The following is a 24,616-nucleotide window of genomic DNA, read 5'->3' on the forward strand; positions in this document are numbered from 1 at the left end:
CAGCCTCCGGCACGCCGGACCTATGCCAGCAGAATCTGCGGACTCGCCTCCTTCAGCATCGCCTGTGCCCAGTGCACCTGGCGCAGTGTGTCGGGGCGGCACCTGGCGGCGAGCCGCAGCAGATCCTGGTCCTCCAGCGCCTGCGCCGCCTGGGCGAGCATCTCCCAGTCGGCCGCCACCCCCGTGGCCTCGGTGCACACCTTCCTCAGGTCCCGCAGCATCAGCAGCTCCGCCTGTCCGTGGCGGCCCGCCAGTGCGCTCGCCCGCTCCCGCATCCTCGCCACCGGCGAGATCTCACCCCGCCCGACCGGGTCGAGCCGGACGCCGTACGCCGGGGCCGTCTCGGCCAGTGCCCGTATGTGCCGGTGCGACCAGCCCGCCAGGTCACGGGCCAGGTGGTACACCTCGTGGTCCGTGCGGTGACGCTCGGAGACCACCAGCAGATGGTGCGCCAAGGCGTTCTCCCCGTGGTGCAGTTCGCGCAGCAGCAGTCCGATCCTCATGGCGTGCCTTCCTGGTCGTCGTCGCCGGCGGGAGGACGTGCCTCCTCCGCCTCGGCCGCGGGCCCCCCGCGGGTGGGCGCGACGCCCGCGGTCACCGGGGCGGAGGCGGTGTTCGTCGGAACGGTCTGCGCACCGGCGCCCGCGCCGATGCGCCGGATCCTGGCCGCGGCCGTCTTGAACAACGGCTGTTTGGACACCGGGTCCCAGTCCGTCAGGGTCAGTTCGTTCGCCGCCCGCGGTGGCCGGCCGGCACCGTGCCCGTCGCCGTCGTCCCAGTAGCCGTAATGGAAGGGCAGGAACAGCACCCCGTCCCGGATCGCGGTGATCCGCGCCGTGGCCCGCACACTGCCGCGCGGGGTCGTCGCCTCCACGAGATCGCCCTCGGCGACACCGGCGGCCTCCGCGTCGTGCCGGGACAGCTCGATCCACATCCGGGGCGCGGCCGCCTGGAGTTGGGGCGTGCGGGCGGTCTTGGTGCGGGTGTGGAAGTGGTACAGGGTCCGGCCCGTCGTCAGGACCAGCGGATAGCCGTCCGAGGTCTGCTCGTGCGCCGGCACGTAATCGGCCGCCTTGACCATGGCCTTGCCGGACGGATTGAGCGCGCGGTACTCGGTCTCCTCCAGCGGTGCGCCGGTGACGAGATCCCGGCCGTAGCTCTCGCAGGACGCGGGGTCGCTGAAGAACCGGCCGTCGGCGTAGAGCCGTTCGGTGCCGTCGGGGCGCTCTTCGTCGCACGGCCACTGGATGCCGCCGTGCTCGCGCAGCCGGTCGTAGGTGATGCCGGTGTAGTCGCACGGCCGCCCCCGGCTGCACTCCTGCCACGCCGTGAACGCCGCCTCGGGCCCGTCCCAGGGGACCAGGGGCCCGCCGTCCTTGTCCCGCAGATCCAGGCGTGCGGCGTAGTCGAGGAAGATGTCCAGGTCGGGGCGCGCGTCGCCGGGCGGCTCGACCGCCTTCTCGGACAGATGCACCGTACGGTCGGCGTTGGTGAACGTGCCCGTCTTCTCGCCCCATGCGGCCGCCGGCAGCACGACGTCCGCCAGCTGGGCCGTCTCGGTCAGGAAGATGTCCTGCACCACCAGGAACAGCCGCTTGCGGCCCAGCACCCCACGCACACGGTGCAGTTCGGGCAGGGACACCGCCGGATTGGTGCCCGACACCCACAGCATGCGGATCGAGCCCTCCTCCACGTAACGCATCATCTGCATGGCGTGCGTGGGCGGCCCGTAGTGGGGGATGTGCTCCGGTGCGACGTTCCATATCCGGGCCAGCTCGGCGACGTGCTCCTCGTTGTTCCAGTTGCGGAAACCGGGCAGGTCGCCGTCGGCGCCGCACTCACGGGTGTTCTCGGCCGTCGGCTGGCCGTTCATCTGCAGCACCCCGCACCCGGGGCGCCCGAGCATGCCGCGGATCAGATGCAGATTGTTGACCTGGACGGCGGCGGCCGTCGCCTGGCTGGACTGGTAGAACCCCTGCAGCACGGTGGACACCAGCCGCTCGGCACCGCCCAGCAGTTGTGCGGCACGCCGGATGTCGTCGGCCGGTACCCCGCAGGTCTCGGCCGCCCGCTCGGGGGGATACTCCGCGACGCACCGCTGGAGCTCGTCGAAGCCGACCACGTGCGCGTCGATGTAGTCGCGGTCGATCCGGCCCGTCCGCACGATCACATGGAGCAGGGCGTTCATCAGGGCGACGTTGGTGCCCGGCTTGGGAGCCAGGTGGACCGTCGCGGCCCGCGCCACCGGGGTGGGCCGGGGATCGACGCAGACCAGGGCGGGGGGATGCGGCCCGGCCAGCCGGTCGAGGACCCGGGCCCACAGGACGGCCTGGCTCTCGGCCATGTTGTGCCCGAACAGCGCGATCACGTCCGCGTGGTCGATGTCGGTGTACGAGCCGGGCTGGCCGTCGCAGCCGAACGACGACTTCAGCGCCTCGGCCGCCGTCGCCGTGCACAACCGGGTGTTGCCGTCCAGGTGGTTGGTGCCGATCCCGCCATGGGCGATCAGGGAGAGCGCGTAGTACTCCTCCAGGAAGAGCTGGCCGCTGGTGTAGAACCCGATGGCCGAGGGGCCCTGTTCGTCCATGAGCCGGCGGGTGCTCGCGACGACACGCGACATCGCCGTCTCCCAGTCGCTCTCCACCAGCCTGCCGCCCTCCCGCACCAGCGGGCGGGTCAGCCGGTCCCGTGAGGCGTTCGCCTGCCAGCCGAAGAGGTCCTTGGGATCGAGCCGCCCGTGGTTGACCCGGTCGTCGGGCCGGCCGCGCACGCCCACGATCTCGCCCTCGCGGACAGCGAGGTACAGGGCGTCACCGTTGGAGTGCAGCACCGAGGCGCTGGGCACCCAGCGCTCCACGTCGTCGGCGCCGATCCCCTCGGCGAGGTGCGAGTCGACCCGCACCGGCCAGGTGGCACCGCGGTCGTAGGGCGTGCGGGTGCCCCAGGGCTCGGCGATGCGGTCCGTCCGTTTCATGCGCGCCTCCTCTGGCTCACGCCGCGGGAATCCCCTCCCGCCGGCATCGGTCGCGGCGGGCGGCCGCCGGTCGCTCCGGTCGTCACCGTGCGGACGCCGACGGGCCCGCGGACGCCGCGGCCCGCAGGATGCCGATCACTTCCTCGTCGCCGACCTGGCCGAAGTCCTCGTACCACTGCCCGACCGAGTGGAACACCTCCGGCGTGTACAGGCACACGAAGTCGTCGACCTCGGCCCTGAGCACGGCGGCGGGCTCCTTCGCGGAGACGGGCACCGCGAGCACGATCTCCGCGGGGTCCATGCCCCGCACGGCGCGTACCGCCGCCCGCGCGGTCACACCCGTGGCCAGCCCGTCGTCGACGACGACGGCCGTGCGGTCGTGCAGAGCGGGTGCGGGCCGCCTGCCCCGGTAGAGGTCCTCGCGCCGGTGCAGCTCGGTACGCTCCGCCGCGACCTGAGCGCCGAGACGGTCGGCGGTCAGATCGAGCATGGCCATGGTCCGCGCGTCGTACAGCGGAGGGTCCTCGCCCGCCAGCGCGCCGACCCCGAGCTCCGGATTGAACGGCGCGCCGATCTTCCGGGCCACGACGACGTCGAGCGGCACGCCGAGCGCCCGGGCGATCTCGTCCGCCACCGGCACACCGCCGCGCGGCAGCGCCAGGACGAAGGGGGCGCGCAACCGCTCCTGCCGCAGCCTGTCGACCAGCAGCGCCGCGAGTTCGCGCCCGGCCGCCCTGCGATCACGGAAACGCATGGATGGCCTCACTTCCGCCCGGTTCCCGGCTCGTCACCGGCATCCGGTTCCTCGTCGGCGCCCAGCCGGTCGTCGGACGTGATGTGCATGGCCGCCTCCTCGGCGGAGGCGGCACCGCCGTCGATGCCGACGTCACGGGCCACCACGTCGCTGGGCCTGCGTGGCGAGAGATCCTCGGCGGGAGCAAGCCGTCCGGCCCGTTCCTCACCGGCCAGTTCGTCCACCGGTTCACCGTCGCCGCCCACCTGGTCGCCGATGCCGTTGCCCTCGGGCGGAGCCACGTCCGGCATCTCCTGGGCGAGCCGCTGGTCCAGCGTCTCACCGGCCTGCTGCTCCTCGCCCGTGGTGCCGTACCGGCCGACCCCGAAGGGGCGCTCAGGCGGGGAGTAACCCTCCGCCATCATGTCGTCCAGGTCGCGCTCGCCGAGCACGTTCTGCATGTCGAGCTCGTCGCTGGGGCGGTTCTGGGCGTCCGAGTGCGTGGGCTGGTACACGTCGTCGCCGCGGGCCTCGTCGTCCCGGGCCCGGTCGCCCTGTTCGATGCCTTCGGACATGGCGCACTCCCTTCTCGGCCGGTCCCGGGCGCCGTCCCGCGCCCGGGGCATTCGGACGGATACGCGTGGACTTCGAAAGTCCCGCTGCGGCTCTGCCTCACAGCAGCATGGCGAGCGCGAACGCCAGGAAGAACGCCGCGCACAGAAGAGCCACGATGCCGATGATGAACAGCGGTCCCTTCGTCCAGCCGCGTGTGAGGTCTTCCCGCGGCCCGGCGCCGGAGCCGGCGCTCGTCTCCGCGGGCGGGGTCTCACCCGGGGGCACTCCGCCTCCGGGCTCGAGACCTGGGGTGGTGCGTGGATCGGGGTCTGGACTGTTGCTCTTCATACGGGGCGAGTGCCCGCAATCGCCCGGCTCAACAGCCCGGATCCGGATCGTTCGCCGCAGTCCCGCGCCGGCTGCCGGTGCCTCGGGCCCCCCGCGAGTACGGCGGGCCCGCAGGGGTAACCGGCCGACAAGGACCACGAACCCCGCACGGCGGGAGGCGAGAGCGGTGACCACCAGTGAAGAGCTCCGGCTGGGGGAGGGCTACGACGCCGGGCCGTTCGTGCCGCGGCGCGGCGGCCTGCCGACGCTGCGGCGAGCCGCCGCAGGCTGCGAGGGCTGCCCCCTGTTCCGCAACGCGACCGGGACCGTGTTCGGGGCGGGGACCTCGTCGGCCAGGGTCGTGATCGTCGGAGAACAGCCGGGCGACCAGGAGGACCGGGTCGGGGAGCCGTTCGTCGGCCCGGCCGGCAGGCTGCTGCGCAAGGCGCTGGAGGAAGTGGGCATCGACGAGCGGACGGCGTACTTCACGAACGCCGTCAAGCACTTCAAGTTCGAGCCCGCTCAGCGCGGCAAGCGCCGGATCCACAAGGCTCCGAGCCTGAGGGAGATGACCGCCTGCCGCCCCTGGCTCGCCGCGGAACTGCGCGTGGTGGACCCCGACCTCGTGATGGCCCTCGGCGCGACCGCGGGCAAGGCGCTCCTCGGCGGGACGTTCCGGGTGAGCGAGCAGCGCGGCCTGCTACTGCCCATGCCGCCCTGGGACGGGCTCGGGCAGGTCGACGTGTCCGGTGAGAAGGGCATGCCGCCCGAGCGCGCTGCCGACGAGGGCTGCGTCATCGCCACCGTCCATCCCTCGGCTGTCCTGCGGGCCGACGACCGGGAAGCGGCGTACAAGGGGCTCATCGCCGACCTGCGCGTGGCCGCCGAGGTACTGGCCTGAGTCACCGGCGGGCGAGGCCCGGGGCGAAGGCCCCGGGCGGGGGCTTGCGCCGGCGGGAAGACCAGCGCGGATTCGGCGGCGCCTCAGCGGTCGTGGCGCCGGCGGCCGCCGTCCACTCGCCGTGGTGGCCGGCCGCCTGCCCGACGGCCTTCACCGGGTGCCGGTCGCGTGCCGCCCTCGGCTACCGCCCCGACCGCGCAGAGCGTGGCCGGGGCGGCACTCCGCACGGCCACCGGGGCCGCGTTCCTGAGGGGACAGCCGCGGCCGGGCCCGGACAGACGGGGTCCGGGCCCCGCGACGCAGCGGTCAGACCGGCAGACGCCGGACCCTCAGCACGTTGTCGGTCCGGGTGGCGGGCCGGCCCTCGGGGTCGTTCTGCGTGCGCTCGAACTCCTCGCAGCGCTGCACCTCCCACTCGCCCGTGGGCAGGTCCAGCGAGTCGAGGACCTCCTGCGGCGTCGGCAGCGACACCCCGTCGTGCGTGGTGTGCTCCCACGGGGGGAGCCCCGCGTGTCCGACGATCAGCAGGACGCCCCCGGGGGCGACCGCCGAGGCCGCCCTGCGCAGGATCTCCTCGCGCGGCAGGTCGCCGGGCGAGTGCAGGTAGTGGGCCGACACCAGGTCGAACTCCCCGTCCGGGAACGACACGGCGAGATCCAGCCGCCGCCACGCGACCGCGTCGGCGACCCCTGCCTCCTCGGCATGACGGGCCGCGCGTTCCAGCGCGACCGCGGAGATGTCGGTCGCCGTCACCCGCCAGCCGCGCTGCGCGAGCCAGATCGTGTCGGCGCCCTCCCCGCAGCCCAGGTCGAGCGCGGTACCGGGCCGCAGACCGGCGACTTCACGAACGAGCGCGGTGTTCGGATTGCCGCTCCAGATCCGCTCGCTCTCGCTGTAGCGGGCGTCCCAGAACTCCGCGCGTCCCGCATCGCTGTCGATCACCGGTGTGTGCTCCTCGTCGTGGTGCCGTGCCGTGCCGTGCCGGAGGACCCAGCGGTCCCTGTCTCTTCCGTGAAAGCCGTCATGCCTCGTACCTCCGTTTCACGGGCGATACTCCGCCCCTGCAGAGCCGGGGGGCAAAGAAGCTTGCCGACTTCGCAAAAAGACCGGTGGCCGGCCCGCTCCCGCGAGCCGAGCGCCCCCGGCTCAGCCCGCGTCGTCGCCGGAAGCCACCACCCAGCGCGGGCTGTGCAAGAGCCTCGGCCGACGCAACTCGCCGAGCAGGACCCGCTGATCGGCCCGCGCCGGGACGAACTGCGGCAGGAGATCTCGGTGTCGCTCTGCGGCGAGGTGCAGGAAGGAGGTCGTCCAAGCCACCCTCGCCGACGACTTCGGCATCGACTTCGACTTCCGGGCACCGAGGTCCACGAGCCGATGCGCGACTTCCGTCTGGAGATCCCCGCGGGCGTGTTCGGCACGGTGCTGCCCGTGCTGACACGGCTGCGCGCCGTCCCGCGGACGCCGGCCCTCAAGGGGGCCTCGTACGTGATCGAGGCGAACTGCCCGCCGCGTCCGTGTACGCGGTGAAGCGCCGACTGCCGCGGCTGGCCAGTGGCGAGGGTGTGCTGGAGAGCGCCTTCGCCCGCTACGGCCCGGTCCAGGGCCCGCCTCCGCGCCGTCCCCGCTCGGACCACGCCCCGCTGGACCGCCGCACGTACCTCCTGCGCGTGGTGCGCCGCACCGGAGCCCGCGACGACCGCCGGTGACGGCGCGCGCCGGCCTGCGGCGTCCCCCACGGCGCCCGGCTACCGGACACCGCGTCCCCCACCACGGCCGCGTCAGCCGCCGACCCCGGGCGACGCCTGCGGCAGGGCGGGCACCGTCGCGGTCGTGGGACCGCGCACCGCCGCGATCACCGCGTCGTGCAGGTCGCGGCTCGCCTCCTCCGACGGGCACGGCGCCGGACTTCCCGACACCGTGAACCAGTCGGCCGCGCCGGTGTACTGCACGGTCACGGACGCCTCGCCGTCGACCCAGGTGGTGTGGACGGTGAGGTCACCCGTGACGACACCGACTTCCTCGGTGAGCACGCCGCCACGGCCCGAGTACACGCCAGGAGTAGTCCAGGATGCCCAGCTCATGCATCCAACGTCACACTGTTCCCGCTTGATCGCTACTGGCGCGGCAGGACTGTTTTCAGCAAAGGACGCGAAGCGCCCCCGGCTGCACCCTGGCCGTCACCGGCAGCACCGCGTCGACCTCCCCGTCCGCGCCGTACGGGACCGGGCGGTCCGCCTCGATGCGGACCTCCTTGCCCCGCAGGATCTCCACCTGGGGCCGCGCCACGTGCGCACCGGTCTTCAGCTCGTTCATCATCGTGAAGAACAACCGCTTCGGGGCGTCCTGGACCACGACGACGTCCAGCAGGCCGTCGTCGAGCCGAGCACCCGGCGCGATCTCTCTTCCGAAGCCGTAGAAGCCGGAGTTGGCCGCCACCACCGTGTAGCCCCGGCGCTCGTGCACGACCCCGTCGACGGTGATCCGGTACGAGGCGGGCCGCCAGGCCATGACCGCCCGCAGCCCGCCCGCGTAGTACGACGCCGCTCCGCGCAGCAGCCGGGAGGTGTTGGCGTGGCGGTTGGCGACGGCGTCGACCCCCGCGTACACACTGCCCAGGACGGATACCCCGGCGTGCACGGCCGATTCGACCTCGATGGTGTCCACGGCCCGGACCTCGCCCCGCAGCAGCACCTCCGCGAGCCGCGGGGCGTCGGTGGGCAGGCCCAGCGCGCGGGCGAAGTCGTTGCCGCGGCCGGCCGGGACCAGGCCGAACACGGTGTCCGTACCGCTGAGCGCCCCACCGACACAGCCGGCCATCCCGTCACCGCCGACGGCGAGGATTACGTGGCCCTGCGCACCGGCCTGCCGGGCGAGTTCGCGGGCGTGGTCGAGGCTGCGGCTGTACAGGGTGTCGAGCCGCGCGCCCGCCTCCCGCAGGAGCCGGGCCAGGGGAAGCAGGGCGGCCGTACCGCTGGAACCGCCTGCGGTCGGGTTGACGACGGCGGTGAACTGTCGCATGGATGGCGCCTCCGGACGGCGGGAACGGGTCAGCGGACGGGGATGAGGACGCCGGGGCTGAGGACTCCGGCCGGGTCGATCTCGGCCTTGACGGCCTGGAGCATGCGGATGCCCACCGGGCCGATCTCCGAGGTGTACCAGTCGCGGTGGTCGGTGCCCACCCCGTGGTGGTGGCTGATGGTGCCGCCCGCGGCCAGGATCGCGTCGTTGGCCGCGCGCTTCGCCCGTTCCCAGTGGGCGACCGGCTCGTCCCCCTGTGCGGAGACGACGGTGAAGTAGAGCGAGGCGCCGTTCTCGTACACGTGCGAGATGTGGCACATGACCAGCGGCGGGGTGCCCGCCTCGGTCAGCGTGCCGGTGAGGGCCTGGCGCACCGCCGCGTACAGCCCGGGCACGGCGGACCAGAACGCGGCCGTCTCGAGCGTCTCGGCGAACGCCCCGGCGTCCAGCAGCGCGTCGCGCAGGTACGGGGCGTTGTACCGGCCGTGCTCCCAGCGCTCGCCCGGCTCCTCCCCGGCGAACTCGCCGCCGCAGGCGAGCAGGACCTCCCGGGCCGCCGCGCGCCGCGCCGCGGTGTCCTCCTCGGTGCCCTCGTAGCCGGCGATCGCCATGCAGCCCGCCGCCTGCGGGGCCTCGGCGGTGCCGATGGCGTCGGGCTGGGCCAGGCCGATGAACGTCTCGGTCTCGTCCGACAGGCGCAGCACGGTGGGCCGGGGGCCGTCCTGCGCGAGCCGGCGCAGGGCGGCCGCTCCCGCCTCGAACGTGGCGAAGCGCCAGCCCTCGTAGACGCGCTTCTGCGGCAGCGGCCGGATGCGGACCGTCACCGCGGTGATCACGCCGAACGCGCCCTCGGAGCCGAGGACCAGCTGCCGCAGGTCCGGGCCCGCCGCCGAGCGCGGCGCACGGCCGGTCTCGAGCGTGCCCTCGGGCGTGGCGAGCGTGAGGCCGAGGACCATCTCGTCGAAGCGGCCGTATCCGGCCGACGCCTGGCCGCTGGAGCGCGCCGCGGCGAAGCCGCCGACGGTGGCCCACTCGTACGACTGCGGGAAGTGGCCGAGGGTCCAGCCCCGCTCGTTGAGCAGTGCCTCGCACTGCGGGCCGCGCAGGCCCGGCTGGACGGTGGCGGTGCGGGAGACCTCGTCGAGGGCGACGAGCCCGTCGAGCCGGCGCAGGTCGAGGGCGACGAACGGCCGCTTCGCCTCCGGAGCCAGGCCGCCGACGACGGAGGTGCCGCCGCCGAACGGCACGGCGGACAGACCGTGTCCGGCGCAGGCGCGCAGCACGGCCAGCACCTGGTCGTGGCTGCCCGGCAGCACGACCGCGGCGGGTGTGTCGTCGGTCTCGCCGGCACGGATGCGCAGGAGGTCGGGGGTGGACTTGCCCCGGGTGTGCCGGATGCGGCTCTCGGCGTCCAGGCGCACGTACGCCTCGCCGCCGACGCAGGCGGCCAGCGCCTCGCGCGCGCTGTCCGGGAGCGGGGAGTCCGGCACCTCGACGGCGTCGAGCGACGCGGGGCCGCTCTCGCGGGGCGTGACCCCGAGCAGATCGCGCAGCAGCCCGATCACCGTGCCGGGCAGCGGGGCCGCCTTGGCCGGGTCGCCCCAGCCGCTCCACAACATGTCCACTTCGGTCTTCCTCACCGTCGGTTTCGCAGGGGTGCACTGCCGCGCGGCCGGCACTGCATTACACTGTGACAGATGACGCCCATTCGTCACAACCATGCGGACGCGGACGCCGTCCTGGACGCCGCACGCGACTGTGTCCTCGCCGTCGGCGTACGCCGCACGACCCTGACCGACGTGGCCCGGCGCGCCGGGGTGTCCCGGATGACGCTGTACCGCCGCTGGCCGGACGTGCGCACGCTCGTCGGCGACCTGATGACCCGTGAGTGGATCGCCGTCGCCGTCGGCGCCATGCCCGACCCGGCGGCCGGCACGCCCGTGCGGGCGCGCGTCGTCGACGGGCTCGTGGCAGGGGTCGCCGCCTTCCGCGCGCACCCCCTGTTCCACAAGATCCTCGACGTCGACCCGGAACTGCTGCTGCCCTACGTCATCGACCGCCGCGGAGCCAGCCAGGACGCCCTGCTCGGCCTCCTCACGGGGGCGCTCGACGAGGGCCACGAGGACGGTTCCGTCCGCCGCGTGCACACCGACCTGCAGGCCCGCTCACTGCTGCTCGTCGTCCAGTCCTTCGTGCTCTCGCTGCGCACGATGACCGAGGAGGGCGACCCCGAACTGAGCGACACCGCCTTCCTCGGCGAGCTGCGGACCGTACTGGAGAGGACCCTCACCCCATGACCAGCCCGAGCAGCCCCGCCCTGCCCGCCTCGTCCCTCAACGCCGCACGGCGGCGCAGGGAACTCGCGGAACTCGCCGACGGGACCGAGGCCGACGTCCTCGTCGTCGGCCTCGGCGCCACCGGAGCCGGAGCCGCCCTCGACGCCGCCTCGCGCGGCCTCACCGTGGCCGCCGTCGACGCCCACGACCTCGCCTTCGGCACCTCGCGCTGGAGTTCCAAGCTCATCCACGGCGGGCTGCGCTACCTCGCCACGGGTCAGCTCGACGTCGCGCACGAGAGCGCCGTCGAACGCGGCGTCCTCATGGAACGCACCGCCCCCCACCTGGTCCGCGCCCAGCCCTTCGTCCTGCCGCTCACCCCCCTGGTCGGCCGCGGCCAGGCCGCCCTCGCCTGGGCGGGTTTCCGGGCCGGCGACCTCTTGCGCGCCTCCGCCCGCACCTCACGCGCCACCCTGCCCGCACCGCGCGTCCTCTCCGCCGTGGAGGCCCGGCACATGGCGCCCGCCCTGCGCGCCACCGGCCTGCGCGGCGGCCTGCTGTCCTGGGACGGTCAACTCACCGACGACGCCCGGCTGGTGACCGCGATCGCCCGCACCGCCGCCGCCCACGGCGCCCGTGTCCTCACCCGCGTCCGCGCACTCGCGCTCTCCGGCAGCGGCGCGCTCGTCCGCGACGAGACCACCGGCGAGGAACTGCGCATCCGCGCCCGCACCGTGATCAACGCGGCCGGGGTCTGGGCCGGCGGACTCGTCGACGACATCCGGCTGCGACCCTCCCGCGGCACCCACCTCGTGCTGCGCTCGGACGACCTCGGCGGCCTCGCCGCCGGCATGCACATCCCGATCCCCGGCGAGAGAAACCGCTTCGTCCTCGTCCTGCCGCAGGGCGACGGCCGGGTGTACGTCGGCCTGACCGACGAACCGGTGGAGGGCAGCGTCCCCGACGTGCCCGAGGTGCCCGAGACGGACATCGGCTTCCTCCTCGACGTCCTCGGCTCCGCCCTCGACGTCACCGTCGGCCGCGACGACGTCGTGGGCGCGTTCGCCGGCCTGCGCCCGCTGCTCGACACGGACGGCGGGCCGGGCCGGACCGCGGACATCTCCCGCAGGCACGCGGTCCTCACCTCACCCGAGGGTGTCGTCACCGTCGTCGGCGGCAAGCTCACCACGTACCGGCGCATGGCGCAGGACGCCGTCGACGCGGCGGTCCTCGCGCGCGGCCTGCGGTGCGGCCCCTGCCGCACCACCGCCGTCCCGCTCGTCGGAGCCGACCGCCCCCGCGCCCTCGCGCAGCTGGACGCGCCCCGCCGCCTCGTCCGCCGGTACGGCTCCGAGGCGCCGGCCGTCCACGCCCTCGGCCTGGAGGACCCGTCCCTGGCGCGGCCGGTGATCCCCGGCCACCCCGTCACCGGCGCCGAACTCGTCTGGGCGGTCCGCCACGAAGGGGCCCTCGACGCATCCGATCTCCTCGACCGCCGCACCCGGATCGGCCTGGTGACCGACGACCGGCACGCCGCGCAGGACGCCGCCCGCGACGCGCTGGCCCGCAGCTCCTGACCACGTCCGGGAACACGTGTGGTGGGGCGCCGCACAGGCGCCCCACCACCGGTCACGTCCCGTGCCCGGGGCGCTGTGCCGCTACGGGAGCTGGGTGAACGGGGCCAGGAAGGCCCGGGCTCCCGGGGTGTCCAGACGGTACGTCACGTTCGTCGCATAGCACGGCGAGTCGCCCGTGATCGTCGTGGAGACGAGAGTCAGCTTCCCGCCCAGCGTGGCGAAGTTCGGTCCGCCCGAATCGCCGTAGCACGCACCGCCGTTGCCCTGCGGCGCGGTCATCGCCAGGCGCACCCAGGCGTCGTTCAGCGCGTCGAAGGTGACCGGGGCCTTCATCCGGACGCCTCCGCCCGGGTGGGTGTGGCCGCCGGGGCCGCGCCGGGACTCCTCGGTCCCGTAACCGGCGACGAGGAACGAGGTGTCCTTCAGGCCCCGCGGGCCGGCCGCGTCGAGCGCACCCGCCGTGGGCAGCGTGGCCGGAGTGAACGACCAGCGCGCCTTGACCTGGGTGGCGGGCAGCTGGATCACCGATATGTCGCGTGTGTCGGAGGCCGGCCCCGGGTACTCCGGGTGGTTGTGGGCAGTGCCCTGGACGCCGACGGCCCGCGCCACGGCGGCGGGGTCGCCCGGGTGCTGGGCGGCGGCCCTGTCGAGGCCGGCCTGCACGTCCTGGTCGAGCGAGACGTAGAACTTCACGTTCTCCGGCCAGTCGGTGGTGCAGTGGGCGGCGGTCAGGAACGTGTCCTTGTCGATCATGGTGCCGGAGCAGACCCAGTCGACGCGGTCCGGGGTCGCCGGATCGTCGTCGGCGTCCCAGGTGGCGACCAGCGCACCGACCTCGGTGCGTTCGGGCGCGGGCGTCGCGTTGTACGAGTTGATCGCGGACGACGGCATGGCCGCCGCGAGCACGACGGCGCAGGCCGCAGCGGTGACGGCCATCGGACGTAGGGGCAGGGCAGTCAAGGGAGACCCTTCGGTGTGGGTGGACGGGACTTCTCCTGTGGGGTGATCGACAGTGAAGCGTGCGCTCGGGCGCCGCGGCAAGAGGCCGGAGCCACCTGGGAAACGGCGGCCCAGGACGGCTCCGAGATGCGCTCGGCCACAAGCGCTGATTCGCTGAGGACACCCGCTCAGACGGAACACGAGGAGTGATCATGAGCGTTTCGGACGAGTCCCGCGGCCGGGTCCGGCAGATGCGGGAGAAGGCGAAGGAACTGAACGAGGCCGCGGAGCGCAGCAGCGATCCCAAGGAGCGTCAGCGGCTGAAGGAGAAGGCCCAGCGGCTGCAGGCCCAGTCGGAGCAGGAGTCCGGCATGAGCACCGGGGACATCTACCCCGACGTGTGACGGACGGCGGCACCCGCCGTACCCGGGGCCGGGGCGCCCGGTGCGCCCCGGCCCGCCCATGCGCTCACCATGCGGCGCACGGCGCCCGCCGCCTCTCCGGGTGCGCGGTCACTGCCCGCGGTGCGCCCGCCGCTTCTTCGGCGTGCGGTGGCCGCCCGCACAGGGCCCGCCGCTTCTTCGGCGTGCGGTGGCCGCCCGCACAGGGCCCGCCGCTTCTTCGGCGTGCGGTCGCCGCCCGCACAGGGCCCGCCGCCCTCGCCACCGCGGTGGCCGTCCTCGGGGCGGTGCCCGCGCAGGTGGGCCTGGGCCGGCCTCCACGGGCGGCAGGAGCGGGCCGGAACGAGCGCGTCCGCCCGAGCACCGGCCGCGGTCAGTCGACCGGCCAGGTGTGCACGGGGGCGTTGAGATGCATGTAGTCGATGTACTGCCGCGTCATCAGCCGCAGCGCCTCGTGGTGGTCGACCCTGCTGGTCCGGTCGATGTGGTGGAACATCTCCGCCTGCCACACGGCGCCGTTGCGACCGGTCACACAGCGCTGCTCGATGATGCCGAGCAGCGGCTCACGCCACGGCGCGTCCATCCCCGAGGCCTCCAGACCGCGGTGCGCGAGCGGCAGCAGCCTCCGCAACACCAGTTCCGAGACCGGCACCTCGCCCATGCCCGGCCAGTACAGCCGGGCGTCGATGCCGTACCGGGCCGCCGTGTGCAGGTTGTCCTCCGCGGCCTGGAACGACATCCGCGACCACACCGGCCGCTCCTCGTCCACGAGTGCGCGCGTCAGCCCGTAGTAGAACGCGCCGTTGGCGAGGATGTCGGCCACCGTCGGCCCCGCGGGCAGCACCCGGTTCTCGATGCGCAGGTGCGGCTTGCCGTGGTCGACGGCGTAGATCGGGCGGTTCCACCGGTAGATCGTGCCGTTGTGCAGGGTCAGCTCGGGCAGCTCCGGGGTGTCGCCGCCGTCGAGCGTCTCCCGCGGGTCCTCCTCGTCGCACACCGGCAGCAGGGCGGGGAAGTAGCGCACGTTCTCCTCGAAGAGGTCGAAGACGCTGTTGATCCAGCGCTCGCCGAACCACACCCGGGGCCGTACGCCCTGCACCTTGATCTCCTCCGGGCGGGTGTCCGTCGCCTGCTCGAACAGCGGGATGCGGGTCTCGCGCCAGAGCTCCTTGCCGAACAGGAACGGGGAGTTCGCGGCCAGTCCCACCTGCACACCGGCGATGGCCTGCGCCGCGTTCCAGTAGGCCGGGAACTCCTCCGGGGCGACCTGCAGATGGAACTGGGTGCTCGTGCACGCCGCCTCGGGAGTGATCGTGTCCGCGTATGTGCGCAGCCGGTCGATGCCGTCCACCTCGATGCGCAGGTCCTCGCCGCGCGCGGCGAAGACCTGCTCGTTGAGCAGCCGGTAGCGGGGGTTCTCGGACAGAGCCGCCTCGCCGACGTCCTTGCGGCGCAGCGTCGGCAGGATGCCGATCATGGCCAGGTGCACCCCGACCTCCGAGGCGCGCCGCTCGGCGTGGTTCAGGGCATCCCGGATCTCCTGCTCCCAGGAGTCCGGTCCGCCGGCCGTCAGTCTGCGGGGCGAGATGTTGATCTCCAGATTGAAGCGGCCCAGCTCGCTCGACCACGCCGGATCCGCGATGGCCTCCAGGACGTCGGTGTTGCGCATCGCGGGTTCCCCGGTCTCGTCGACCAGGTTCAGTTCGATCTCCAGACCCACTTGCGGCCGCTCGAACTCGAACTTCGCCGCCCGCAGCATCTGCGCGAACGTGTCCAGGCACGCCTGCATCTTGTTCCGGTAGCGGCGGCGGTCCTCACGGGTGAAGACCAGCGCCGGGACGTCACGCCCCATGGGCCCTCCCGGAGTCGTCGGGCACAGACCCCCGTCCCAGCGTGACACCTGTGGGCGACGGCGACCAGTGAGACGGCCGTCGCCCACAGCGGCAGGACGAGCGCGGGACGGAGCGTGACCGGCCGCGCCCTCGCGACGTCAGCGGCCACCAGGGCCTCCGATGTCAGTGGCCACCAGGGCCTCGCACCTCACGCCGCACCGCGCGGCCCGTCAGGTGCGGCGCCGGCCGAGAGTGCCGCGGACGAACGCCGCCTGCCCGGCGTGCTGGAGGTCGTCGCAGACCACGCTGACGAGGCGCACGCCCAGCGTGACGGGCGGGTTCCATGAGGTGTCGACGACCCGGTCGAGCGCCGCGTCGTCGAGGGTGCGCACGAAGCGCAGGGTCTCCTCGTGGACGGCGTCGTGGTAGCCCAGCAGCAGGCCGGCGGAGTCGGGGCGTACCGCCGCGACGTCCTTCGCGGTGTGCCCGAAGCCCGTGGCGGCATCCGGGAACGGCAGGGCGAATCTGCCCGCCCAGTCCTGCGCCGTCCACACCTGCTCCCGGTCCGCGGCGTCGGCGACGTGGTCGTCCTGGATGCGCGTCAGGTGCCACACGAGCCAGGCGACGGAGTTGCCCCCCTCGTCCAGGCGGGCGGCCAGGTCCTCGGCCGCGAGTCCTTCCACGGCCTCGTGGACCACCTCGCGCACGCGCCCGAACGCGTCTGCCAGCAGGTCGGCGGTTCTCATCGTCGGTCTCCTCCGGTCGACTGCCCCTCCTGCCCATCGTGGGGCCCGGCCGGACGTCGGACACGTTCACGCACCCGTGTCGCAATTCGGTGGACGCCCGCCACGCCGCCGTCGTGTGCCGAGCGGGTGCCGCGCGCTCACACAGGGCCGGCCGGGCCGGAGCGGTCGCGGAGGCTCCGGGGGAGCACGGTGCGACGTACGCGTCCGGGTACACGCGATGTACGGCTGTGCCGAACGACGGTTCGGGACAGGCAGGTTGACATTCGGCCAGAAGTCCCGTTGTTGAGGCAAGGCGGCGTCGCGCCTCTCTCAACGGCGGGGCTCTTACGGTACTTTGGGCCTAATGCCGTGTCATCTGCGTCACGTCATGGCCAAAACTTGAAACCCCTGATGCGCGTGGCGCGTCTGTCTGATTGGCTCCGGCGGGGCGTGTCTCTCGCCCGGCCGTGTTCGGATCCGAAGGCTTTTCGGTGAAAAACATTCACAAATGTCACTCTATGTGTTGAGACCATGACGGCTTCGCCACGTACTGTCACATGAGCAGCCCGGCGGGACCGCGCGGGCAGGGGAGGAAGCAACATATGAAACCGTTCGCGTGGAACTACGCACGTCCCGCCGAGCCGGCCCCGGCCCTGGTCGCCTACGCGTACGACTCCGCACTGCAGTTGAACGTCCTGCCCGACGGACGTCCGGCCATCTCCGACCGGGCCCTGCTCGCCGCCACCGGGACGACGACGTCCAAGGCGGGCTCCGCGACCCACTTCGACGACTGAGCCGGACTGCACGCCGTGACGGTGTTGGTGCTGACGTGCGAGCAGGACGTCACCGCGGACCTGGTGGTGGCGGAACTTCACGAACAGGGCGTGCCGCTCGTGCGGTTCGACCCGGGGGACCTTCCGGGCGACGTCGCCCTGTCCGCGGAGTACGTACGGGGGGAGTTCCGCGGCTACCTGTCCACCGGAGGGCGCGTGGCCAGCGTCGACGGGCTGAGGTCGGTGTGGGTCCGCAGGCCGGGCGAACCTGCCGCACACGCGGATGAGCCGTCCGCCTGGCTCTCCGACGAGAGCGGCCACGCGTTGTACGGCATGCTCGACTCCACGGCCGCGCGCTGGATGAACCACCCCAGCGCGGCCGCCAAGGCGCGGCGCAAGCCGTGGCAGATGCGTGTCGCCCACCGGTGCGGCTTCCCGGTGCCCGCGACCCTCGTGACCACCTATCCCTCCATGGCCAGGCGGTTCGCCGAGCAGTACCGGAAGGTGGTGGTGAAGTCCGTCTCCGGCAAGTCACCGGGCGATCCGCCCATGGCGCTGCCCACGACGCTGGTGCCGCCGGACGCCGATTTCTCGGGCGTCGCCGCCGCCCCCACCCTGCTGCAGCGCTACATCCCCAAACGTGCCGACATCCGGCTGACCAGCGTGGGGGAGACGCACTTCGCCGCGCGCAAGATCGCCGACGCCGGCCAGGTCGACGGCCGGTTCGGCGACACCGGCCACACCTGGGAGCCCGTGGAGGTACCCGTACAGATCGCGCGGGCCGTCGAGACGTACAAGAAGCACGCGGAACTCGCTTACGGCGCCTTCGACTTCGCGGAGGACGCGGACGGCACCTGGTGGTTCCTGGAATGCAACCAGGGCGGTCAGTTCGGCTTCGTCGAGCTGGAGACCGGGCAGCCGATAGCCCGCGCCGTCGCCTCGTGGCTGGGCGCCGAACCGCTCTGACCAGGGGCGCGGGGTCGCCCTCGTGCGGCCGATCGGGGGCGACCCGCGAGGCCGCTCGGGCCGTGCCCTCGGGTCGCCCGTGCCCCTCAGGGCCGACCCCGCCGCCACTGCGCCACGACCGCGTCCGCGTCGTACGGCTTCAGGCCGAGCGGCGGTCCCGGTGGCGGGCGCGACAGCATCGCCCGGATCTTCTCGTTGATCTCGGCGACGACACGGCGCACCGCCGCCTCCGACGGCGCCCGCGCGGCCCTCTCCAGCGCGTCCTCGGCCTCCTTGCGCAGGGCCAGGGAGGGCGGGAGGACGGACAGACCCTCGCGGTGCATCTTGCGCTTGATCCACCACAGCTCGTCGTAGGCGGCGTCCCCGTCCGGCAGGGGCTTCCCGAAACCGGGCAGCTGCGTGAACTCCCCGCGCTCGGCGGCGTCCCGGATCTGCTTGTCGACGAACGACTCGAAACTCACGCCCGGCGGCTTGCGCTCCGTCATGGCGCCAGCCTACGACCCCCGCCCGACCCGTGACAGGCCGCCGGTGCGCCCCGAGCCGTCCCCGTCAGCCGACCGTGAACGGCCTCGTCGCCCCGGTGAACGCCGTGATCTTGCCGAACAGACTCCTCCAGTCGCCGTGGTGCACGATCCGGTACGTCCCGGCCGCGGTCCCGGCCGGCGGCTTCCACGTGATCACGGCCTTCGAGGTGCCGGTCACCCCGTTGATCCGCACCCAGCGGTAAGTGGTGTCCCAGTCGCCGTCGTCCCGCACGCGGTCCCACCGCCCGTCCACCAGCCGCTGGACGTCCAGGAACGTCCCGCCGCGGCGCAGATTGTTCTTGGGGTGCCCGGTCACGAACTCCGCCGTCACCGTGGCCCCCGGCGCGTACGACGCCGCGGGCTCGCTCAGGACGTCCCCGAACGCCGTGCCCGACGGCGGGTTGTCCATCACCACGCCGGTCTGCAAGGTCGCCTGACGGTCCGACAGGTCGGACGGCGTCGGTCCGCGCCCGATGTCCGTGCCGTCCCTCAGTGAGGCCGCGAGCCTGCTGAACTCCTGCTGGTGGGCGGGCAGGGTGTAGCGGCCGTAGAGCGTCGAACCGCCCTCGTACTGCTGGAGGTCGTACTCCTCCGGCGTCGTCACGTACTGGCTGTAGGCGTTCGCGTAGCCCTGCATCAGGACGTTCTCCACCGGGACGCCGAGCTCGTCGGCGACCGAGCGGCGGATGCGCAGCCCCGACACGATCGTGTACTCCGCCGGGCCGGCCACCAGGTAGAGCTGCCCGATCTTGACGATCTGCACCGGCAGGACCTTCGGAGTCGCTGGCAGAGCCGTGGAGATCAGGCCCGTGGGCACCAGATTCGCCTTCGGGTACTGGCAGCCCACCAGCCACTCGGGCGGCTCGATGCGCAACGGCTCCAGCAGCTGGGCGACGGGACTGTTCATGCCCTCGGTGAACCCGGGGATCGCGGGGCCGTCCTCCACGCTTCCCGCCAGGGTCGAGGCGCCGACCATCGCCGGGCACGTGCGGTGCTCCCTGCCGTCCGGGGTGTACCTGCCGGAGACGGTCACCTCCTCCATGTTCACGTACCGCATCCGCGCGTCCACGCTGCCGGTCAGCGGGGTGCGGGCGGCGTCGTGGATCTGCCGCGCCCGGGTGAACTGGCGGTCGCCGATGATCCGGGTGTTCTCGAACTCGTCCTCCGTGGGCCCCGAGCCGGGTTTCAGATGCAGATTCGGCGACATGTCACCGGCATTGGTGTTGGGGAACGCGGCCACGAACCCCTTCACGTCCTCCAGGTAGCGCACGCCCTTCTCGTCGTGCTCCCACTCGTAGGACGCGTAGCCCTTGTTGTCGGGGCTGAGCAGGGTGTTCTTGTTGGTCAGCGAGGTGTTGTGGGTGGCGAACCAGCTGATCGCGCCGATGTCGCCGCCGCCCTGCCGGAACCGCAGCACCGTCATCGCCGGGTCGATCGCGCCGGGGAACGCCGCCCTGTCGGCCGCGGGGTTCCGGTCGAACGCCACCTTGGAGCGGTTGACGCTCGCGTTCGTCAGCTCGCCCCGGCCGAGCGTGATCGTGCCCGGCTTCAGGTCCTCGTGGGCCTCGGCCACCGACTCGACGATGCCGTCCACGATCGCCTGGTACGTGGCCTTCTGGAAGCCGAGCGACGCCAGGTTGTACGCGACATGGTGGGAGTGCCCGCCGGTGCCGGCGTGGGTGTGCGTGGCCGACAGCAGCACGTTGCGCTCGGTGTACAGGGAGCCGTACCGCTGCTTCAGCCGCGCGAGCACTCCTTGGTGCACCGACTGGAAGATCATGCCGAGATCCGCGTTGACGTAGGCGATCCGGCTCCCGCTCACCGGGTCGGCGACGACGAACGCCCGTGAGCGCTGCCGCTGATGGATACCGGTCGCCTTCTGCTCGAAGCTGGAGTAGCCCATCATGCCCACTTCGGCTGCCTCGCCGGTCACATCGGCGATACCGCGGCCGACGAGGTAGCCGCCGCCGTCCTGGGCCGCCGTCTCCGCCGCCGGGGCCGCACCGGCGGGCACGGCACCCGGCACCGCCGCCAGGGTCAGAGCACCGAGTGATCCGGCGAGCAGCAGGGAGACCGCCCTGGAGCGCCTCGTGGGGAACCGCATGCCTTCTCCCTCGCAGATGGGCGTCTGTTGCCGTGGTCACGGGTGTGACCGACGGTAAGGGGCGCGGCGGCCCGGGGGAGAGGACCCGACAGGCCAGTAACGGGACTTCGGCGGCCACGGACCCTGTCCCCGGGCGGCCGTGATCCCTACAGTGACGGCCCGGAGGTGGACCGCATGAGGCGCCAGGCCCCGCAGGCCCGTTCCCTGACCGACCCCCGGTACGGATCGGCGACGATCACGCCGCACCTGCTGCGCTACCTCACCCTCGTCGCCGCCGAACGCGGTCACGACCTCGGCCCGGCCCTCGGCCGCGCCGGCCTCAGCGAGGCCGCCCTGAGCGTCGTCGGCCAGCGCATCTCCTACCGGCAGGGCAGCTCGGTCATCCGCGAGGCGATGAGCGAACTCGGCGACCCCGCTCTGGGTCTCGCCGTCGGCCGCCGCCAGCGCGCCACCGCCTGGGGCCTCGTCGGCTTCGGGCTGCAGGCCAGCCCCACCCTCCACGACGCCCTCGAACTGGGCGTCCGCTACCACGGCGTCGCCGGGTCCATGCTCGACTACCGCACGCAGACCGTGCCCGGCGGCGCCGCGATCCTGGCCACGGCCCGCTACGCGGACTCCGAACTGCGGGTGTTCCTGCTGGAGGAGGCGTTCGCCAGCATCGTCGCCCTCGTCCGGGACTCCCTGGACGAGACCTTCGCACCGCACACCGTCGCCGTACGCCACCCCCGCCCGCGGTACGGCGAGGCGTACGAGGACTACTTCCGCTGCCCCGTCGTCTTCGACGCCCCCGACGACCGGATCATCTTCGGCGGCGACTGGCTGCGCACGCCGCTGCCGGGTGCCGACGCCTACACCCTCGCCCAGGTCCTCGCCCTCCTCGACGTGGCCCGGGGGCGGGGCCGCGACCGCCAGGACCTGGTGCAGGGCCTCGAGGTGTCCGTGGCCCGTGGCCTGCCCCATGTGCCGCCGCTCGCGCAGCAGGCGCTCGCCCGGGGCATGAGCGAGCGGACCCTGCGGCGCCGCCTCGCCGAGCACGGCACGTCGTACGAGGCGCTGGTCGATTCCGTACGCCTTGTCCGCGCCGAGGAGTTGATCACGGCGAGCGACCTCCCGCTGCACAGCATCGCGGGCCTGCTCGGCTTCAGCGACGCCCGGACGCTGCGCCGGGCGGTGGCACGCTGGTTCGGCACCAGCCCCTCCGCCCTGCGCGGCACCCGCTCCCCGCGGCGCCGGTCATGACAGCCGCGTCCGGCGCGCTCCGCGAAAGACCACGCGGCGCGCGGCAAGCACACTCCTCGTGACTTCTCGTCGCATACCGTATGAAACGCCTCCGCATCGGGAGGCCGGGCACACCGCGGAGAACAGCAGCGAGCGTGGGGAGCGGGCGACCATGAGCACAGGCCGAGGCAGCGCGGGCCACGACGGACCGGACCCCGAGCACCAGCGCCCCCCGGGCGTCGACGACACGACGGTGGAGGCACTCGGGGCGCTGTCGAAGTCGCTGGAGACCACGGAACGGGCCCGGGGCCACCTCTACGCGTTCCACCAGCTGACGGGCCGGGCTGACCTCGGCCTCGACGACGCCGTACGGCTGTTCCGCGAGGCCGGGCACCACCGCGAGGCCGACCTGGTCGAGCGGGAGATCCTGGGCCGCAACGTGATCCCCGGCCACTGGACGTACCAGATCGTCGAGGCGTACAACGCCACGTACTACCGCCCCTTCGCCGAGGTCGAGCTCGAGGTGCGCAACCGGCTCGCGGAGGGCCGCGACCACCTGTACGAGGCGGAGATGAAGGAACGCCGCAGGACTCCTCATCACCCCGACCACACCGCGCTGCCCGACTGACCAGGCCGGTGCGCCGGCCCCGGCCGGGCCCGCGTGCGTGGCGGCGTCCGACCTGGGTACCCGGGGTTGTGCCCACGAAGTGGACGGGCCACGACCCGGAAGGCGGTGAGGATCCGTGAGCCAGACCTATCGGACCAGGGCCGACGAGCCGATAGGCGCGCTGGTCTCCGACGCGTCCCAGCAGATCTCCCAGCTGGTGCGTGCGGAGATGCGTCTCGCGCAGGCGGAGATGACACTGAAGGGCAAGCGCCTCGGCAGGGGCGGCGGACTGTTCGGCGGCGCCGGACTCGTCGCCGTGCTCGGCCTGCAGGCCCTGGTCGCGGCAGCGACCATCGCGCTTGCGCTCGTGCTGCCCTGGTGGGCGTCCGCGCTCGTCGTGGCCGCTGTTCTCTTCCTCGTCGCAGCGGTCCTCGCGGCCGTGGGCAGGAAGAACATCAAGCAGGCGACCCCTCCGGCACCGCGCCAGACGATCGACAGCGTCCGGGCCGACATGGAGGAGATCAAGGGAAGGGCACACCGATGAGCGGTACACCCGCCCACCACGACGGGGGCAGGCCGGGGCTGCAGGAACTGCGGGCCCAGGTGGAGCACACCCGTGAGGAACTCGGCCGGACCGTGGAGGAACTGGCCGCCAGGACGGACGTCAAGGCGCGGGCCCGCAGGTCCGCGGCCGAGGCGAAGCAGCACATGGCGGAGAGGACCGGGCACGCCAAGGAGCACGTCACCGCCACCGTCGGAAGCCCGGCCGGCAAGGCGGCGTCGCTCGTCGCCGGCGCGGCCGCGGTCCTGGTGCTGCTCATGCTGGCACGGCGCAGGTGGCACCGGTGATGTCGCGCCTCACCCACCGCCGCCGTGGGACCCACGCGCACCCGCCTCCCGCCGCCGCACCGCGCGGCGGCGCGGACCCCGCCGCCGCGCCGGCCCGGCCCGACAGGCCCGAGCGGCCCGACCGCCCCGCCGAGGACAGCACGCGTTCGGGCGCCGAGGGGACGAGGGAGACCGAGCCGAGCACTCCCGACAAGCCCACCGAGCTGCCGAAGCGTTCCTGGGGGCAGGTGCTGCGCCGCACGCTCAAGGAGTTCAAGGACGACGAACTCGCCGACCGCGCGGCGGCACTGACCTACTTCGGGGTGCTCGCCCTCTTCCCGGCCCTTCTCGTTCTCGTCTCCCTGCTCGGGATCGTCGGAGCGAGCGCCACGCAGAAGGTCCTGGAAAACCTGCAGCAGCTCGCTCCCGGTGCGGCCCGCGACGTGATCACCAACGCGGTCACACAGCTGCAGGGCAACGCCGAAATCGGGTCGGTCCTGGCCGTCGTCGGTCTGCTGGGAGCCGTCTGGTCGGCCTCCGGTTATGTGGCGGCCTTCATCCGCTCCTCCAACGCGGTCTACGACATGCCCGAGGGCCGTCCGGCCTGGAAGATCCTTCCCGTGCGCCTCGGGGTGACGGTCGCGCTGATGCTCCTGGCGCTGGCGAGCGCGCTGATCGTGATCGTCAGCGGGGGCATCGCCCGGCAGCTGGGGACGGCGTTCGGGATCGGCGACACCGCCATGACGGTGTGGTCGATCGCGAAATGGCCGGTCCTGGTCGTGCTGGTCTCCCTGATGATCGCCCTGCTGTACTGGGCCGCGCCGAACGCGAGGGACCGCGGCTTCTTGTGGGTAACCCCCGGCAGCTTCCTCGCCGTGGTGATCTGGCTGCTCGCCTCGGCGGGCTTCGCCGTCTACGTCGCCAACTTCGGCTCGTACAACAAGACATACGGCACCCTCGCCGGAGTGATCGTCTTCCTGGTGTGGCTGTGGATCACGAACCTCGCGATTCTGCTGGGCCTGGAGTTCGACGCGGAGATGAGCAGGCAACGGGCCATCGCGGGCGGGCATCCGCCGGCCGAGGAGCCCTACGTCGAGCCGCGCGACACCCGCAAGTGGAGCGAGGAGGACCGACGGCGCGCGACCTGACCTGCCCTGTGCCGCGCACCGGCGGCCCGCTGAGCCGCGCGTCTGAGCGACTTGTGCCGCGCACCGGCGGCGTCCTGTGTCGCGCGTCTGAGTGGCTTGTGCCGCGCACCGGCGGCGTCCTGTGTCGCGCGTCTGAGTGGCTTGTGCCGCGCACCGGCGGCGTCCTGTGTCGCGCGTCTGAGTGGCTTGT

At 73.0% G+C, this 24,616-nt stretch carries 27 protein-coding genes; 13 read left to right on the forward strand and 14 right to left on the reverse strand.

The window, feature by feature from the left end; all coding sequences use genetic code 11:
- Positions 1-20: 20 nt before the first annotated feature.
- The 5 genes from AB0K02_RS19680 to AB0K02_RS19700 form a co-directional block, all read right to left on the reverse strand.
- Positions 21-503, reverse strand: a complete 483-nt coding sequence (locus AB0K02_RS19680; RefSeq protein ID WP_365993722.1) for a hypothetical protein — start codon at positions 501-503, stop codon at positions 21-23.
- On the reverse strand, positions 500-2,974 hold the full coding sequence (locus tag AB0K02_RS19685; RefSeq protein ID WP_365993723.1) for a nitrate reductase: 2,475 nt from the start codon (positions 2,972-2,974) through the stop codon (positions 500-502). The genes AB0K02_RS19680 and AB0K02_RS19685 overlap by 4 nt, the downstream gene beginning before the upstream one ends.
- Before the next feature lie 82 nt (positions 2,975-3,056).
- Complete coding sequence (locus tag AB0K02_RS19690; RefSeq protein WP_365993724.1) at positions 3,057-3,728, reverse strand: phosphoribosyltransferase family protein; 672 nt, start codon at positions 3,726-3,728, stop codon at positions 3,057-3,059.
- Between the two features lie 8 nt (positions 3,729-3,736).
- Complete coding sequence (locus AB0K02_RS19695) at positions 3,737-4,282, reverse strand: DUF5709 domain-containing protein (protein WP_365993725.1); 546 nt, start codon at positions 4,280-4,282, stop codon at positions 3,737-3,739.
- Between the two features lie 97 nt (positions 4,283-4,379).
- Positions 4,380-4,610 carry a DUF6480 family protein gene (locus AB0K02_RS19700; protein WP_365993726.1) on the reverse strand — a complete coding sequence of 77 codons (231 nt, stop codon included), beginning with the start codon at positions 4,608-4,610 and terminating at the stop codon, positions 4,380-4,382.
- 166 nt (positions 4,611-4,776) lie between these two features.
- Here AB0K02_RS19700 and AB0K02_RS19705 point away from each other — a divergent pair, with 166 nt between their 5' ends.
- On the forward strand, positions 4,777-5,490 hold the full coding sequence (locus AB0K02_RS19705) for a UdgX family uracil-DNA binding protein (RefSeq protein ID WP_365993727.1): 714 nt from the start codon (positions 4,777-4,779) through the stop codon (positions 5,488-5,490).
- Between the two features lie 306 nt (positions 5,491-5,796).
- On the opposite strand, the gene AB0K02_RS19710 is transcribed toward AB0K02_RS19705, so the two are convergent.
- On the reverse strand, positions 5,797-6,432 hold the full coding sequence (locus AB0K02_RS19710; RefSeq protein ID WP_365993728.1) for a class I SAM-dependent methyltransferase: 636 nt from the start codon (positions 6,430-6,432) through the stop codon (positions 5,797-5,799).
- Between the two features lie 432 nt (positions 6,433-6,864).
- Here AB0K02_RS19710 and AB0K02_RS19715 point away from each other — a divergent pair, with 432 nt between their 5' ends.
- Both AB0K02_RS19715 and AB0K02_RS19720 read left to right on the forward strand, forming a co-directional pair.
- Positions 6,865-7,017, forward strand: a complete 153-nt coding sequence (locus AB0K02_RS19715) for a hypothetical protein (protein WP_365993729.1) — start codon at positions 6,865-6,867, stop codon at positions 7,015-7,017.
- The gene (locus AB0K02_RS19720) at positions 7,014-7,196 is read left to right on the forward strand and encodes a hypothetical protein (RefSeq protein ID WP_365993730.1); all 183 of its coding nucleotides are present in this window, start codon (positions 7,014-7,016) and stop codon (positions 7,194-7,196) included. The genes AB0K02_RS19715 and AB0K02_RS19720 overlap by 4 nt, the downstream gene beginning before the upstream one ends.
- Positions 7,197-7,268: 72 nt before the next feature.
- Here the strand turns inward: AB0K02_RS19720 and AB0K02_RS19725 are convergent, their stop codons facing one another.
- Genes AB0K02_RS19725 through AB0K02_RS19735 form a run of 3 tightly spaced genes read right to left on the reverse strand, consistent with a single transcriptional unit; the run spans position 7,269 to position 10,133 of the window.
- Positions 7,269-7,571: a hypothetical protein gene (locus AB0K02_RS19725; protein WP_365993731.1), complete on the reverse strand. Its 303-nt coding sequence runs from the start codon at positions 7,569-7,571 to the stop codon at positions 7,269-7,271.
- Positions 7,572-7,626: 55 nt separating this feature from the next.
- Positions 7,627-8,508, reverse strand: coding sequence for a YegS/Rv2252/BmrU family lipid kinase (locus AB0K02_RS19730; protein WP_365993732.1), 882 nt, complete (start codon positions 8,506-8,508; stop codon positions 7,627-7,629).
- Positions 8,509-8,537: 29 nt separating this feature from the next.
- Entirely contained in the window at positions 8,538-10,133 is a 1,596-nt protein-coding gene (locus AB0K02_RS19735) for an FAD-binding oxidoreductase (RefSeq protein WP_365993733.1), read from the reverse strand.
- Positions 10,134-10,205: 72 nt separating this feature from the next.
- Here AB0K02_RS19735 and AB0K02_RS19740 point away from each other — a divergent pair, with 72 nt between their 5' ends.
- Together AB0K02_RS19740 and AB0K02_RS19745 are read left to right on the forward strand one after the other, a co-directional pair.
- A complete protein-coding gene (locus tag AB0K02_RS19740) occupies positions 10,206-10,805 on the forward strand; it encodes a TetR family transcriptional regulator (protein WP_365993734.1) in 600 nt (199 codons plus the stop codon).
- Positions 10,802-12,361 carry a glycerol-3-phosphate dehydrogenase/oxidase gene (locus AB0K02_RS19745; protein ID WP_365993735.1) on the forward strand — a complete coding sequence of 520 codons (1,560 nt, stop codon included), beginning with the start codon at positions 10,802-10,804 and terminating at the stop codon, positions 12,359-12,361. Before AB0K02_RS19740 ends, AB0K02_RS19745 begins: the two co-directional genes overlap by 4 nt.
- A gap of 81 nt (positions 12,362-12,442) precedes the next feature.
- Here AB0K02_RS19745 and AB0K02_RS19750 read toward each other — a convergent pair whose 3' ends face one another.
- Positions 12,443-13,297, reverse strand: coding sequence for a trypsin-like serine protease (locus AB0K02_RS19750; RefSeq protein ID WP_365993736.1), 855 nt, complete (start codon positions 13,295-13,297; stop codon positions 12,443-12,445).
- Positions 13,298-13,512: 215 nt separating this feature from the next.
- Here AB0K02_RS19750 and AB0K02_RS19755 point away from each other — a divergent pair, with 215 nt between their 5' ends.
- Positions 13,513-13,704 carry a DUF6381 family protein gene (locus tag AB0K02_RS19755; RefSeq protein WP_365993737.1) on the forward strand — a complete coding sequence of 64 codons (192 nt, stop codon included), beginning with the start codon at positions 13,513-13,515 and terminating at the stop codon, positions 13,702-13,704.
- 370 nt (positions 13,705-14,074) lie between these two features.
- Here the strand turns inward: AB0K02_RS19755 and AB0K02_RS19760 are convergent, their stop codons facing one another.
- Positions 14,075-15,553 carry a glutamate--cysteine ligase gene (locus AB0K02_RS19760; RefSeq protein ID WP_365993738.1) on the reverse strand — a complete coding sequence of 493 codons (1,479 nt, stop codon included), beginning with the start codon at positions 15,551-15,553 and terminating at the stop codon, positions 14,075-14,077.
- Positions 15,554-15,763: 210 nt separating this feature from the next.
- Complete coding sequence (locus AB0K02_RS19765; protein WP_365993739.1) at positions 15,764-16,279, reverse strand: DUF664 domain-containing protein; 516 nt, start codon at positions 16,277-16,279, stop codon at positions 15,764-15,766.
- A 581-nt stretch (positions 16,280-16,860) separates the two neighbouring features.
- On the opposite strand from AB0K02_RS19765, the gene tgmA reads away from it, so the two are divergent.
- Both tgmA and tgmB read left to right on the forward strand, forming a co-directional pair.
- Positions 16,861-17,052, forward strand: a complete 192-nt coding sequence (gene tgmA, locus AB0K02_RS19770) for a putative ATP-grasp-modified RiPP (protein ID WP_365993740.1) — start codon at positions 16,861-16,863, stop codon at positions 17,050-17,052.
- Between the two features lie 15 nt (positions 17,053-17,067).
- Positions 17,068-17,997: an ATP-grasp ribosomal peptide maturase gene (gene tgmB / locus AB0K02_RS19775; RefSeq protein ID WP_365993741.1), complete on the forward strand. Its 930-nt coding sequence runs from the start codon at positions 17,068-17,070 to the stop codon at positions 17,995-17,997.
- A gap of 86 nt (positions 17,998-18,083) precedes the next feature.
- Here tgmB and AB0K02_RS19780 read toward each other — a convergent pair whose 3' ends face one another.
- Together AB0K02_RS19780 and AB0K02_RS19785 are read right to left on the reverse strand one after the other, a co-directional pair.
- Positions 18,084-18,482, reverse strand: coding sequence for a DUF1992 domain-containing protein (locus tag AB0K02_RS19780; protein ID WP_365993742.1), 399 nt, complete (start codon positions 18,480-18,482; stop codon positions 18,084-18,086).
- 64 nt (positions 18,483-18,546) lie between these two features.
- Positions 18,547-20,625 carry a neutral/alkaline ceramidase gene (locus tag AB0K02_RS19785; RefSeq protein WP_365993743.1) on the reverse strand — a complete coding sequence of 693 codons (2,079 nt, stop codon included), beginning with the start codon at positions 20,623-20,625 and terminating at the stop codon, positions 18,547-18,549.
- Between the two features lie 174 nt (positions 20,626-20,799).
- On the opposite strand from AB0K02_RS19785, the gene AB0K02_RS19790 reads away from it, so the two are divergent.
- The 5 genes from AB0K02_RS19790 (at position 20,800) to AB0K02_RS19810 (ending at position 24,426) form a co-directional block, all read left to right on the forward strand.
- Positions 20,800-21,864 (forward strand): AraC family transcriptional regulator, encoded by a 1,065-nt coding sequence (locus tag AB0K02_RS19790; protein WP_365993744.1) that lies wholly within the window; start codon positions 20,800-20,802, stop codon positions 21,862-21,864.
- Positions 21,865-22,015: 151 nt separating this feature from the next.
- Positions 22,016-22,471: a hypothetical protein gene (locus AB0K02_RS19795; protein ID WP_365993745.1), complete on the forward strand. Its 456-nt coding sequence runs from the start codon at positions 22,016-22,018 to the stop codon at positions 22,469-22,471.
- A 115-nt stretch (positions 22,472-22,586) separates the two neighbouring features.
- Positions 22,587-22,994, forward strand: coding sequence for a phage holin family protein (locus tag AB0K02_RS19800; RefSeq protein WP_365993746.1), 408 nt, complete (start codon positions 22,587-22,589; stop codon positions 22,992-22,994).
- A complete protein-coding gene (locus AB0K02_RS19805; RefSeq protein ID WP_365993747.1) occupies positions 22,991-23,299 on the forward strand; it encodes a DUF3618 domain-containing protein in 309 nt (102 codons plus the stop codon). Before AB0K02_RS19800 ends, AB0K02_RS19805 begins: the two co-directional genes overlap by 4 nt.
- Positions 23,299-24,426, forward strand: coding sequence for a YihY/virulence factor BrkB family protein (locus AB0K02_RS19810; RefSeq protein WP_365993748.1), 1,128 nt, complete (start codon positions 23,299-23,301; stop codon positions 24,424-24,426). Before AB0K02_RS19805 ends, AB0K02_RS19810 begins: the two co-directional genes overlap by 1 nt.
- Positions 24,427-24,616: the final 190 nt, after the last annotated feature.

It is taken from the genome of Streptomyces sp. NPDC049597 (genome assembly GCF_040675505.1).
Taxonomy (GTDB): Bacteria; Actinomycetota; Actinomycetes; order Streptomycetales; family Streptomycetaceae; genus Streptomyces.

Bases quoted from the DNA above. Each gene is read 5' to 3' on its own strand.
- AB0K02_RS19805 (WP_365993747.1), top strand. From the start codon at position 22,991: ATGAGCGGTACACCCGCCCACCACGACGGGGGCAGGCCGGGGCTGCAG.
- AB0K02_RS19700 (WP_365993726.1), bottom strand. From the start codon at position 4,610: ATGAAGAGCAACAGTCCAGACCCCGATCCACGCACCACCCCAGGTCTC.
- tgmA (WP_365993740.1), top strand. From the start codon at position 16,861: ATGAAACCGTTCGCGTGGAACTACGCACGTCCCGCCGAGCCGGCCCCG.
- AB0K02_RS19785 (WP_365993743.1), bottom strand. From the start codon at position 20,625: ATGCGGTTCCCCACGAGGCGCTCCAGGGCGGTCTCCCTGCTGCTCGCC.
- AB0K02_RS19680 (WP_365993722.1), bottom strand. From the start codon at position 503: ATGAGGATCGGACTGCTGCTGCGCGAACTGCACCACGGGGAGAACGCC.
- AB0K02_RS19725 (WP_365993731.1), bottom strand. From the start codon at position 7,571: ATGAGCTGGGCATCCTGGACTACTCCTGGCGTGTACTCGGGCCGTGGC.
- AB0K02_RS19685 (WP_365993723.1), bottom strand. From the start codon at position 2,974: ATGAAACGGACGGACCGCATCGCCGAGCCCTGGGGCACCCGCACGCCC.
- AB0K02_RS19810 (WP_365993748.1), top strand. From the start codon at position 23,299: ATGTCGCGCCTCACCCACCGCCGCCGTGGGACCCACGCGCACCCGCCT.
- AB0K02_RS19750 (WP_365993736.1), bottom strand. From the start codon at position 13,297: ATGGCCGTCACCGCTGCGGCCTGCGCCGTCGTGCTCGCGGCGGCCATG.
- AB0K02_RS19760 (WP_365993738.1), bottom strand. From the start codon at position 15,553: ATGGGGCGTGACGTCCCGGCGCTGGTCTTCACCCGTGAGGACCGCCGC.
- AB0K02_RS19690 (WP_365993724.1), bottom strand. From the start codon at position 3,728: ATGCGTTTCCGTGATCGCAGGGCGGCCGGGCGCGAACTCGCGGCGCTG.
- AB0K02_RS19730 (WP_365993732.1), bottom strand. From the start codon at position 8,508: ATGCGACAGTTCACCGCCGTCGTCAACCCGACCGCAGGCGGTTCCAGC.
- AB0K02_RS19715 (WP_365993729.1), top strand. From the start codon at position 6,865: ATGCGCGACTTCCGTCTGGAGATCCCCGCGGGCGTGTTCGGCACGGTG.
- AB0K02_RS19740 (WP_365993734.1), top strand. From the start codon at position 10,206: ATGACGCCCATTCGTCACAACCATGCGGACGCGGACGCCGTCCTGGAC.
- AB0K02_RS19780 (WP_365993742.1), bottom strand. From the start codon at position 18,482: ATGACGGAGCGCAAGCCGCCGGGCGTGAGTTTCGAGTCGTTCGTCGAC.
- AB0K02_RS19790 (WP_365993744.1), top strand. From the start codon at position 20,800: ATGAGGCGCCAGGCCCCGCAGGCCCGTTCCCTGACCGACCCCCGGTAC.
- AB0K02_RS19755 (WP_365993737.1), top strand. From the start codon at position 13,513: ATGAGCGTTTCGGACGAGTCCCGCGGCCGGGTCCGGCAGATGCGGGAG.
- AB0K02_RS19765 (WP_365993739.1), bottom strand. From the start codon at position 16,279: ATGAGAACCGCCGACCTGCTGGCAGACGCGTTCGGGCGCGTGCGCGAG.
- AB0K02_RS19695 (WP_365993725.1), bottom strand. From the start codon at position 4,282: ATGTCCGAAGGCATCGAACAGGGCGACCGGGCCCGGGACGACGAGGCC.
- AB0K02_RS19795 (WP_365993745.1), top strand. From the start codon at position 22,016: ATGAGCACAGGCCGAGGCAGCGCGGGCCACGACGGACCGGACCCCGAG.
- AB0K02_RS19745 (WP_365993735.1), top strand. From the start codon at position 10,802: ATGACCAGCCCGAGCAGCCCCGCCCTGCCCGCCTCGTCCCTCAACGCC.